General features: G+C 68.7%; 7 protein-coding genes. 4 read left to right on the top strand and 3 right to left on the bottom strand.

Features of this window, described 5'->3' with window-relative positions; translation table 11 throughout:
• Positions 1-247: 247 nt before the first annotated feature.
• The 3 genes from EIZ45_RS40345 to EIZ45_RS40335 are packed head-to-tail and all read right to left on the bottom strand — an operon-like array spanning position 248 to position 3,299.
• Positions 248-1,192 (bottom strand): asparaginase, encoded by a 945-nt coding sequence (locus tag EIZ45_RS40345; protein WP_134670236.1) that lies wholly within the window; start codon positions 1,190-1,192, stop codon positions 248-250.
• Positions 1,189-2,625 carry an amino acid permease gene (locus EIZ45_RS40340; RefSeq protein WP_037820504.1) on the bottom strand — a complete coding sequence of 479 codons (1,437 nt, stop codon included), beginning with the start codon at positions 2,623-2,625 and terminating at the stop codon, positions 1,189-1,191. The genes EIZ45_RS40345 and EIZ45_RS40340 overlap by 4 nt, the downstream gene beginning before the upstream one ends.
• The gene (locus EIZ45_RS40335; RefSeq protein ID WP_043835998.1) at positions 2,622-3,299 is read right to left on the bottom strand and encodes a FadR/GntR family transcriptional regulator; all 678 of its coding nucleotides are present in this window, start codon (positions 3,297-3,299) and stop codon (positions 2,622-2,624) included. Before EIZ45_RS40335 ends, EIZ45_RS40340 begins: the two co-directional genes overlap by 4 nt.
• A 391-nt stretch (positions 3,300-3,690) precedes the next feature.
• Here EIZ45_RS40335 and dnaE point away from each other — a divergent pair, with 391 nt between their 5' ends.
• The 4 genes from dnaE to EIZ45_RS40315 all read left to right on the top strand — a co-directional run bounded on the left by dnaE (position 3,691) and on the right by EIZ45_RS40315 (position 11,351).
• On the top strand, positions 3,691-7,281 hold the full coding sequence (gene dnaE, locus EIZ45_RS40330) for a DNA polymerase III subunit alpha (RefSeq protein ID WP_134670238.1): 3,591 nt from the start codon (positions 3,691-3,693) through the stop codon (positions 7,279-7,281).
• On the top strand, positions 7,281-8,750 hold the full coding sequence (locus EIZ45_RS40325) for an MFS transporter (RefSeq protein WP_134670240.1): 1,470 nt from the start codon (positions 7,281-7,283) through the stop codon (positions 8,748-8,750). Before dnaE ends, EIZ45_RS40325 begins: the two co-directional genes overlap by 1 nt.
• Positions 8,751-9,249: 499 nt before the next feature.
• Complete coding sequence (locus EIZ45_RS40320) at positions 9,250-10,059, top strand: MerR family transcriptional regulator (protein ID WP_205670324.1); 810 nt, start codon at positions 9,250-9,252, stop codon at positions 10,057-10,059.
• A gap of 101 nt (positions 10,060-10,160) precedes the next feature.
• A complete protein-coding gene (locus EIZ45_RS40315) occupies positions 10,161-11,351 on the top strand; it encodes a low temperature requirement protein A (protein WP_037820765.1) in 1,191 nt (396 codons plus the stop codon).
• Positions 11,352-11,641 lie beyond the last annotated feature (290 nt).

The raw sequence follows: 11,641 nt of genomic DNA, 5'->3' as shown, positions 1-11,641 counted from the left end.
CGAACGTACGCGAGTCGCTACCGTTCCGCTCTTGGTGAGAAGTGGGGTACGTGGGGCACCCCGAATCCCGAGTGTGCTGACGGGAGGCTTCGTATCGGGGTGCGGGGGAGGGACTGGGTGCCTCGATGCGGTGGGCGCGCTGGCTGCGGTTGGGGCGGCATCCCGGCGGGGCGCGGGGCCGGACCGGTGGCTGGTCGTGAAGGGAACCCTGAGGGAATCAGAGTCAATGAGGGTTCCCCTCACGTACCTAGGCGGCGAGTGCGTCCGTCACCTGGAGGGCGGGGTTGCTGAAGGGGGCGAGCAGTTCCGGATCGACGCCTGCTCGTGCCAACGCCGCGGCGAGTACCGCGGGACGGGCTCGGTCGCCGCCGTCCGCGATCTTCAGTGCCACTGCGGTTCCGTCCGGCAACGCGGCGAGCTGCACGGCCTCGAAACCGTCCTTCGCGATCAGTCCCGGCACGGCCCGCATCAGCCGGGTGACGTCGCGTCGGCTCCCGGCCACCAGATCCGGATGCTGCCGAATCCCGTTGGCCACCAACGATTCCGGCGAACCCTCCGGCGCGGTCGCGATCCGCGAAGCAGCCTTCGCCAAACCTCGCAGAGAGAGCGCGAACAGTGGCGCACCGCAGCCGTCCGTGGCTACGCGGGGCACGGTTTGCCCGGTCAGTTCCTCGACGGTTTCCCGGATCGCACGCTGCAACGGGTGTGCCGGATCGAGGTAACCGTCGACGTCCCACCGCTGCTCTTGGCAGACGGCCAGCATCGCGGCGTGCTTGCCGGAGCAGTTGTGCGCGAGTCGCGACGGCTGCCGTCCAGCAGCGATCCAGGCGTCCCGCTCGACCGGGTCGTAGGGCAGGTCAGCGGGGTTGCCCAGATCGGTTTCGGTGAAGCCGCGGCTTTCCAGCACGGCGGCGGCTGCCTCGAGATGCCGCGGTTCGCCGGAGTGGCTGGCCGCGGCGATCGCGAAACCGGCCGGATCGAGGCGCAGTCCGAGCCGGGCCATCGCGGCGGCCTGCAACGGCTTCGCGGTCGAGCGCGGGTACATCGCGACGTCCGGGTCGCCCGCCTCGAACAACGTCGAACCGTCGGGAGAGAGCACGACGACGGAACCGTGGTGGACGCCCTCGACCATGCCGTCGCGCAGAAGGTGGACCAGCGGGACGTGCCGCGGTTCGCGTTCCTGCGGGATCACGACGCCTCTGCCTTGTCGAACGCGCTCATGTCGATCCGCTTGCGCACGACGAACCAGCCGGCGACGAGCGCGACGACGATCACCGGCAGCGCCATCAGGGTGATCCGGCCGGTCTTGTCGAAGCCCATCAGCACGACGACCGCGGCGAGGAAGGCGAGCGTCGCGATTTCGGTGTAGGGCGAGAACGGCAGCCGGAAGTGCGGCCGGGTCACCTCGCCGCGCTTGGCCTTCCGCACGAACAGCAGGTGGCTGAGCACGATGATCGCCCAGGTGCCGAGGATGCCGACGGCGGCGAAGTTCAGCACGATCTCGAACGCGTCCTTCGGCACCACGTAGTTCAGCCCGACGCCGACCACGCACACCGACGACGTCAGCAGGATCCCGCCGTAGGGCACCTGGTTGCGGTTCATCACGCCGGTGAACTTCGGCGCGGACCCGGCCAGCGACATCGAGCGCAGGATCCGCCCGGTCGAGTACAGGCCGGAGTTGAGGCTCGACAGCGCGGCGGTCAGCACGACCAGGTTCATGATGCTGTCCGCGCCGGGCACGCCCAGTTTCGCCAGCACGGTGACGAACGGGCTCTGGTCGGCCGAGTAGGCGTCCCACGGCAGCAGCATCGCCAGCAGCACGACCGAGCCGACGTAGAACAGCGCGATCCGCCACATGATCGAGTTGATCGCCTTGGGCACGATCTTCTTCGGGTTCTCCGTTTCGCCCGCCGCGACGCCGACCAGCTCGCACGAGGCGTAGGCGAACACGACGCCCTGCACGATCAGGATCATCGGCACGATGCCCGCCGGGAACACGCCGCCGTGGTCGGAGATCAGCTGCGGGCCGGGGATGTGGCCGTCGATCGGATGCTGCGTCACCAGCAGGACGATGCCGACGATCAGGAACAGCACCAGCGCGGCGACCTTGACGATCGAGAACCAGAATTCCATCTCGCCGAACAGCTTCACCGACACGAGGTTCAGCGACAGCACGACCGCCAGCGCGATCAGCGCGAGCACCCACTGCGGGATCGGCGTGAAGAACGACCAGAAGTGCGCGTACAGCGCGATGGCGGTGATGTCCGCGATGCCGGTGGTCGACCAGTTCAGGAAGTGCATCCAGCCCGCGACGTACGCGCCCTTCTCGCCCATGAACTCGCGCGCGTAGGACACGAACGCGCCGGACGACGGGCGGTGCAGGATCAGTTCGCCGAGCGAGCGCACCACGAAGAACGCGAAGAGCCCGCACACCGCGTACACGATCGCGAGCGCCGGACCGGCTTGCGCGAGCCGTCCGCCCGCGCCGAGGAACAGGCCGGTGCCGATCGCGCCGCCGATGGCGATCATGTTGATGTGCCGGGATTTCAGCGCCTTGTTGTATCCGGCGTCGCCCGCGTCGGCGGGACCCGCCTCGGCAGTGGCGGGCAGGGTTTCTTCACTCACGCGGTGGTACCTGTTTCTGCTTCGCCGGCGCGCGCCGGTCGGACGATCGTGGTCAGGGTCTTCTCGACGTGATCGAGATGCTCGGTCATCGCGGCCGCCGCCGCGTCTTCCTCGCCTTCGGCGATCGCCGTGACGATGCGCCGGTGCTCGACGTTCGACTGGGTGCGCCGTCCGCCGAGCTGGTTCAGGAACGCCGACTGGCGGGCCAGTGCGTCGCGGATCTCCTCGATCACCTTCGCGAACACCGGATTGCCAGATGCCCGTGCGATCGTGACGTGAAACTGTGAGTCGAGCGCCACCCAGGCGGCGTCCGCGGTCTCGGCGTCCATCCGGTCGACGAGATCGGCGAGCCGGGCGAGCTGGTCGGCATCGCGGCGGCGCGCGGCGTACGCGGCCACCGGGACCTCGACGTGCCTGCGCACTTCGACCAGGTCGCGGGCCGAGTAGTCGCCGAACGTAGGGTTCTCCGGCGGGCCGCTCGCGGTGACGAACGTGCCTCGGCCGGTGCGCGACACGGTCAGCCCGAGCGCCTGCAGCCCGCGCAGCGCCTCGCGCACGACCGAGCGGCTGACCTCGAACTCCCTGCTCAGCGCGGCCTCCGACGGCAGCTGGTCGCCGATCGCGTACTCGCCGTGCTCGATCGCCTGCCGCAGATGGCCGAGGACGGCCTCCATCGCGCTGACGCGCCGGGGGAGCGGTCCGGCTGCCCGGCTGTCAGACAGGTTCACGCGACGGATCGTCGGTTCCGGCCCGGCCGCTGTCAAGCAGAGCCATGGCCCCTTGCTCGGCGGTTGTGGGCTGGTTCACGCTCCCGGGTGACTCTGGGCGGCCCGGCTGTCCGAGGCGACGGTTTTGTCGGTGCCGGGTGCGACCGTGTCCGGGTACTGAGAGGCGCACCGGCGATCACCACGCCGAACGCGCCCGGCGCGTCGGAGCCGCGCCCGGCCTACGGAAGAGAGAGGATCCAGACGGAGCGCTCAGACCGCGGCGGACTAGGGTGGACAGCCCGGGCCCGCCGCGTCGACCGGAGCCGGGAAGCCGTCTGCCTAGGGGAGGTTTTCGCTGGTGTCGAACGATTCTTTCGTCCACCTGCACGTCCACACCGAGTACTCCATGCTGGACGGTGCGGCGAAGATCGGACCCCTTTTCGCGGAGGCGGCCCGGCTGAACATGCCGGCGGTCGGGATGACCGACCACGGGAACATGTACGGCGGGGACGAGTTTTATCAGACGTCGAAGAAGCACGGGATCAAGCCGATCATCGGGATCGAGGCGTACATCGCGCCGGAGTCGCGGTTTCACAAGAAGCCGGTGTTCTGGGGGCAGGCGTCGCAGCGGGGGTCGGACGAGTTCGGCGAGGGCGGCGACGTCTCGGGTGGCGGTGCGTACACGCACATGACGATGGTGGCGGGGAACGCGACGGGGTTGCGGAATCTGTTCAAGCTGTCGTCGCTGGCGTCGATCCAGGGGTATTACCGCAAGCCGCGGATGGACCGGGAGCTGATCGCGGAGAACGCGTCCGGGATCATCGCGACGACGGGCTGCCCGTCGGGCGAGGTGCAGACCCGGCTGCGGCTGGGGCAGCGGGAGGCGGCGATCCAGGCGGCCTCGGACTACAAGGACATTTTCGGGGCGGGGAATTTTTTCCTGGAGTTGATGGACCACGGGCTGCCGATCGAGCGGTCGGTGCGGGAGGGTTTGCTGGAGATCGGGAAGCTGCTGGACCTGCCCCCGCTGGCCACCAACGACTCGCACTACGTGACGAAGGACCAGGCGGACACGCACTCGGCGCTGCTGTGCGTGCAGGCCGGGAAGACGCTGAACGACCCGACGCGGTTCAAGTTCGACGGCGACGGTTATTTCCTGAAGTCCGCGGAGGAGATGCGGGAGTACTGGGACCGGGAGGTTCCGGGGGCGGCGGACAACACGTTGTTGATCGCGGAGCGGGTCGAGTCGTACGAGGACGTGTACACGCACAAGGACCGGATGCCGGTCTTCGACGTCCCCGAAGGACACACCGACGCCTCCTGGCTGCGCCACCAGGTGGCCGAGGGCCTCAAGTGGCGGTTCCCCGAAGGCATCCCGGACGGGTACGAGGAACGCTGCGACTACGAACTCGGCGTCATCGAGGGCAAGGGCTTCCCGTCCTACTTCCTCATCACCGCCGACCTCATCCAGCACGCGCGGGAGGTCGGCATCCTCGTCGGCCCCGGCCGAGGGTCCGCCGCCGGCGCGCTCGTCGCGTACGCGCTCGGCATCACGAACCTCGACCCGATCCCGCAGAAGCTGCTGTTCGAGCGGTTCCTGAACCCGGAGCGCATGTCGATGCCCGATATCGACATCGACTTCGACGACCGCCGCCGCGGCGAGATGATCCGGTACGCCACCGACAAGTACGGCTCGGACCGGGTCGCGCAGGTCATCACCTTCGGCACGATTAAGACCAAGGCGGCGATCAAGGACTCCGCCCGCGTGCACTTCGGCCAGCCGGGCTACTCGATCGCGGACCGGATTTCGAAGGCGCTGCCGCCGCCGATCATGGCGAAGGACATCCCGCTGTCGGGCATCGTCGACTCGAAGCACGAGCGCTACGCCGAGGCCGCCGAGGTCCGCACGCTGGTCGAGACCGACGAAGAGTGCAAGACGATCTTCGACACCGCCCGCGGCCTCGAAGGCCTGATCCGCAACGCGGGCGTGCATGCCTGCGCGGTCATCATGTCGAGCGAGCCGCTCACCGACGCGATCCCGGTGTGGCAGCGCGACGACGGGTCGATCATCACCGGCTGGGACTATCCCTCCTGCGAGGCCATCGGCCTGCTGAAGATGGACTTCCTCGGCCTGCGCAACCTCACCGTCATCGGCGACGCGCTGGAGAACATCAAGGCCAACCGCGGCGAGGAGATCGACCTCGACCGGCTCGGCTTCGACGACCCCGAGGCGTACAAGCTCCTCGGCCGGGGCGACACGCTCGGCGTCTTCCAGCTCGACGGCGGCGCGATGCGCGACCTGCTGCGGCGCATGCAGCCGACCGGGTTCGAGGACATCATCGCGGTGCTCGCGCTGTACCGGCCCGGCCCGATGGGCATGAACGCGCACAACGACTACGCCGACCGCAAGAACAACCGGCAGCAGATCAAGCCGATCCACCCGCAGCTGGAGGAACCGCTGCGGGAGATCTTGTCCGAGACCTACGGCCTGATCGTCTACCAAGAGCAGATCATGCAGATCGCCCAGAAGGTCGCGGGCTACACGATGGGCCGAGCGGACACGCTCCGCCGCGCGATGGGCAAGAAGAAGAAGGAAGTCCTCGAGAAGGAGTACGAGGGCTTCGAAGAGGGCATGAAGTCCAGCCCGCTGGTCGAGGGCGGCTTCTCGCCGGAAGCGGTCAAGGCGCTGTGGGACACGATTCTCCCGTTCGCCGGGTACGCGTTCAACAAGTCGCACGCCGCCGCGTACGGCCTGATCGCGTACTGGACCGCCTACCTCAAGGCGAACTACACCGCGGAGTACATGGCCGCGCTGCTCACGTCGGTCGGCGACAACAAGGACAAGTCGGCGATCTATCTGTCGGAGTGCCGTCGGCTGGGGATCAAGGTGCTGCCGCCGGACGTGAACGAGTCGGCGTTGCGGTTCGCGGCCGTCGGGAACGACATCCGGTTCGGTCTGGGCGCGGTGCGCAACGTGGGCGCGAACGTGGTGGAGTCGATCATCAAGACGCGCGAGGAGAAGGGAAAGTACTCCTCGTTCACCGAGTTCCTGGACAAGTCGGAGCTGGTGGCCTGCAACAAGCGGGTGATCGAATCGCTGATCAAGGCGGGCGCGTTCGATTCGATGGGGCACACGCGGCTGTCGATGATCCAGGTGCACGAGGACGCGGTGGAAGCCGTCGTCCCGCTCAAGCGCCAGGAAGCGATGGGCCAGTTCGACCTCTTCGGCTCGTTCGGAGCCGACGACGGAGACGCGGCCGAGGCAGCGCCGTCGTCCTCGCCGCTCGCGCACCTCAAGTTCGGCGAGGAGGAGTACCCGCGCAAGCAGCTCCTCGCCTATGAACGCGAGATGCTGGGCCTGTACGTGTCGGCGCACCCGCTCGACGGGGCCGAGCGCATCCTGCGCAAACACGCGCCGAAGCCGATCGCCGCGCTGCTCGCCGACCCGCCGAAGGAGGGCGAGGTCGTCATCTCCGGCCTGCTCACCTCGCTCGAACGCCGGGTCAACAAGAAGGGCGAGCCCTGGGCGATCTGCACCGTCGAGGACATGGACGCCGCGCTCGAGGTGCTGTTCTTCGCTAAGGCGTACTCGATGTTCGCCGCCGACCTGGTCGAGGACAACGCGGTGCTGGTGAAGGGCCGGGTCAACTGGCGCGAGGACAAGATGTCGGTGTTCGGCGGCGGGCTCGTGCCGCTGGACCTGTCCGAGATCGGCAACGGCGACGAGGAACCGCCGCTGGTGCTGCTGGCCGCCGCGGAGAAGATCGACCAGGCCGTGGTCAGCGAGCTGAAGTCGACGCTGCTGGCGCACAAGGGCGATACGCCGGTGCACCTCAAGCTCGTCGGCAAGAACCAGACGGTCTTCGCGCTCTACGATTACCCGGTGAAGGTCAGTTCGATGCTCATCGGTGAGCTCAAGGGCATCCCTGGGATCACCGCCAACACCTGATGACCGGGGCGGAGCCGGATCCCCGCCGCTGGCGGGCGCTCGCGGTCACCCTCGCCGCCGGGTTCATGACGCTGCTGGACGTCAGCATCGTCAACACGGCTCTGCCCTCGATCCAGCGCGACCTGAACACTGGCGCGGGCACCATCCAGTGGGTGGTCTCGGGCTACGCGCTCGCCTTCGGCCTGGTCCTGGTCACTGGCGGCCGGCTCGGCGACGCGCTGGGCCGCCGCCGGATGTTCCTCATCGCGCTGGCCGCGTTCGTCGCGACGAGCGCGCTCGCCGGCGCGGCCCCCGACCCGGCGACCCTCGTCGCCGCCCGGCTGGCCCAGGGCTGCGCCGCGGGCATGCTGACGCCGCAGAACAGCGGCCTGATCCAGGATCTGTTCCACGGCGCCGAGCGCGGGCGGGCGTTCGGCATGTTCGGCGCGGTCGTCGGCATCTCCACCGCGGTCGGGCCGGTGCTCGGCGGCGTGATTCTCGCGCTGTTCGGCGACCCGGACGGCTGGCGGTGGGTGTTCTACGTGAACGTGCCGATCGGCGCGATCGCGTTCGGGCTCGCGATGAAGCTGCTGCCGCGCACAGACCGGCGAAAACTCCGGCTGCGCACGGAAATCGACTACGCCGGGATCGTGCTGCTGGCCGTCGCGGTACTCGGCGTGCTGCTGCCGCTCGTGCAATCCGAACGGGGCGGGTTCGGCCGGTTCTGGTGGCTGTTCGGGGTGGCGATTGTCTTCGGCGTGGCCTTCGTGTGGTGGGAAAGGCGCGTCGTGCGCAAGAACCGGCCGCCGTTGCTGGACATCCGGCTCTTCACCGGCACCCCGGGCTACGCGAGCGGTGCGGCGGTCGGGGCGCTGTACTTCTGCGGGTTCGCCGGGATCTGGCTGGTGTTCGCGCTCTTCTTCCAGCAGGGCCTCGGCTACACGCCGCTGCAGTCGGGGCTGGCTGTCACGCCGTTCGCGCTGAGCTCGGCTGTGACGGCGGCCGTTGCCGGACGGCTCGTGGCCCGGTTCGGCCGGAAGCTGACCGTCATGGGCCTGAGCATCGTCGCGCTCTCGCTGCTTTCGGTGGGATTGGTCGTGCAGCTGGTGCCGCCGTCGGCCGCTGGATTCGCGGTGGCCGGACCGTTGCTGATCGGCGGGATTGGCGGCGGGATGGTGATCTCGCCGAACACGACGCTCACGCTCGAATGCGTGCCGAACCGGCTGGCCGGCGTCGCCGGGGGAGCGCTGCAAACCGGTCAGCGGATCGGCACCGCGATCGGCACGGCCGTGCTGGCGTCGGTGTTCGAATCGGTGGTCGCGACCGCCGGGCACCAGACCGCGCTCACCGCGGCGATGTGCTGCGCGGGCGGGCTCACCCTGGTCGCGCTGGCTTTCGCGACCCTGGAACTCCGCGCCCGCCGGCGGCGTGCCATCCTGACGGAGGACCAGCAAGCGGCGCAGTCCGCGGCGAATATTCACCGAACGTGACCACGCAACGCTGATCCTGCCTATTCGGTGAGCTACTTACCGCCACCAGGTGATACTCCATCCGGGTGACAGGTGACCTTCGCCCCTAGTGCTACTCAGAGCAACCGAGTAGACCTTATGGAGCCTTCAGAACGGCACTTTGGCTACCGACAGTGGCAATTCGCTCGATCGACCGGGGATGGGTCGATCGGCCGGACGGCCCGGGAGTCCGAAGTTCCGGGGAATGGACACCCGGAGTCGCATCCCGGTACGAAATTCGTCGGCGTCCGCGGGGGACCGTACGGCGAATCGCCGGGACACTGCCCGGAGTGGCAGGCCGAGTGCGTGCGAAGGCAACGGGGCGGGCCCGGGCGAGGGGGAACCGGGCCCGCCCGCCTTTCTTCCTCCCCGGCCTTCCCTCGGTTCCGCGAGGCTCCGGAACGCCGGGGCCGCCGCGCGCTTGACCTTCCCCTCGGGGCCGGCCCCACGCTCAGGGTGTTCCGAACGAGGGAGAACACCCATGCCGGACCTGCTGACCATCGGCGCGTTCGCACGCCTGGCCCGCCTTTCGCCCAAAGCGCTGCGGCTGTACGACGAGATGAACCTGCTGCCGCCCGCCCGCGTCGACCCGGACACCGGCTACCGCTGGTACTCCCCGGACCAGCTCGAGCGGGCGCGCCGCGTCGTCCAGCTGCGCCGGATCGGGATGCCGCTGCCGCGGATCCGGACCGTCCTCGACCTGCCGCCGGAAGCGGCGGCGGCCGAGGTCCGCGCGTACTGGGACGAGCAGGAGCGGGAGTGGCGCGCCAAGCGGGAACTCGCCGGATTCTTCCTCGACCGACTGGCCGGGAAGGAAACCCCGATGTACGACGTGTCCGTTCGCGAAATGCCCGCCCGCACGCTGCTCGTCGCCTCCGAGCACCTGACCGCCGACCGGATCGGCGCATTCGCCGCCCCGCTGTTCGCGTTCTTCGGCGGCCCGGCGGTCCCGCGCCCGTCCGGTGATGCCGGAAGGCCTTTCCTGCGCTACCACGGGGAAATCAGCGATGACAGCGACGGCCTGGTCGAATTCTGCTGTCCGATCGACCCCGACGGCGGGGACATCGCCTTCCCGGACATGACGCTCAGCAGCGACGACGCGGGCCGCGAGGCGTACGTCACCGTGCCGAAGGCGAACATGAATACCGCGCTCGGGGCCGAATCGCTGCACCGCTGGCTGACCGACCGGGACGTGCGGGCCGACTGGAAGCCGCGGCAGATCTTCCTCCGCGATCCCGGACAGGCCGCCCTCGACGATCCGGTCTTCGAACTGGCGGTCCGGCTGCGCTGAGGCGTCCGGTTTCACCCGGTTCCGGCTGCTCGGGATGTCGCGCTCGCGCCGCGCCGTCGATCATGTTGGGATGGCCGCGTTCTGCGGAAAGGGGAGCGCACATGGCCCACGAATCAGTGCCGGGCAACCGGATCCGGGTGTGGTACCGGCCGATGCGACCACGCGACACCAGCGAGGGGCACCGCGCGTCGACGCCGTTGGAGCTGCTGTTCGACCTGTGTTTCGTGGTCGCCGTCGGCCAGGCTGCCGCGCAGCTGCACCACGCGCTTACCGAGGGGCACGTCGGGCACGGGGTGCTCAGCTTCGGGATGGTGTTCTTCGCGATCTGGTGGGGCTGGCTGAACTTCAGCTGGTTCGCGTCGGCGTTCGACACCGACGACGTGCCCTATCGGCTGGCCACTCTCGTCCAGATCGGCGGCGGCCTCACCGTCGCGGCCGGCGTGGACAAAGCCTTCGAGGGCGACTTCACAATCGTGGTCATCGGGTACGTCCTGATGCGGTTGGCCGCGGTCACGCAGTGGCTTCGCGCGGCACGGCAGTCACCGGAAATCCGCACGACCGCGTACTTCTACGCGGCAGGCATCACGTTCTGCCAGATCCTGTGGATTGCCCGGCTGGCATTGCCCGGCACTGCGGGGTTCGTCGGCTTCTTCGTGGTGCTGGTCCTGGAACTTGCGGTGCCCGCGGTGGCGGAGGCGCGGACGACCACGCCGTGGCACTCGCACCACATCGCCGAGCGGTACGGGCTTTTCACGCTGATCGTGCTCGGCGAAACCGTGCTCAGCGCCACCAACGCGGTGAAGGAGGGGATCGCGGAGGGGGAACACACGGGCGAGCTGGTGTCGCTGGCCGTCGCCGGCCTGGTCCTGGTGTTCTCGATGTGGTGGCTGTATTTCGACCAGCCGGGGCACGCCCGCCTCGAACGCGGCAACTCGCGGTGGACCGCGTTGAGCTGGGGGTACGGCCACTACCTGATCTTCGGTTCGGCCGCGGCGGTCGGCGCCGGGCTGGAACTGGCGGTCGGCTTCGACAGCGGGCAGGTGCACGTCAGCGGCATCGTGACCGCGCTGGCCGTGACGATCCCCGTCGCGGTCTTCCTGCTGAGCGTGTGGCTGCTGCACATCGGCCCGACGAACGAATGCCGCCCGATCGCGATCGGCTTCCCGGCGGCCGCAGTGCTCGTGCTCGCCGCGTCGTTCGGCCCGGCTCCGATCCACGTGACGGCGGCCCTCGCGGCGATCCTCGTCGGCGTCACGGTGATCGCGACGCACGGCGAGCGCGAGCCCGGCTGACCGGCTTCCGGCCGCGACCGCCGGATCGACGCAGGTCAGCGGCTTGGCGCGAAAAAAGGGACCCCCCTGTTCGAGGGCTGTTTCGGGGCGTGTAATGTTCTCTTCGTCGCCAGGGAGACCGGGCGGCCGCCGGGAACACGAACCAAGCTCCCACAGTAGTGGTAGAGTGGGTGGTCCCAAACCTCCGGAGCTGAACCAGCCCCCGACGAAGCCTTGAGCTTCCCAGGGTGTAGAGTTGGACTCCGGAAAAACAAAAGCTTGAAATAACGCATCGAGCTTGGCCTGGTTGA

This window comes from Amycolatopsis sp. CFH S0740, from assembly GCF_004522315.1.
Taxonomy (GTDB): domain Bacteria; phylum Actinomycetota; class Actinomycetes; order Mycobacteriales; family Pseudonocardiaceae; genus Amycolatopsis; species Amycolatopsis nivea.
Note: the sequence above shows the minus strand (reverse complement) of the source record. Positions and strands in the feature narration are given on the sequence as shown.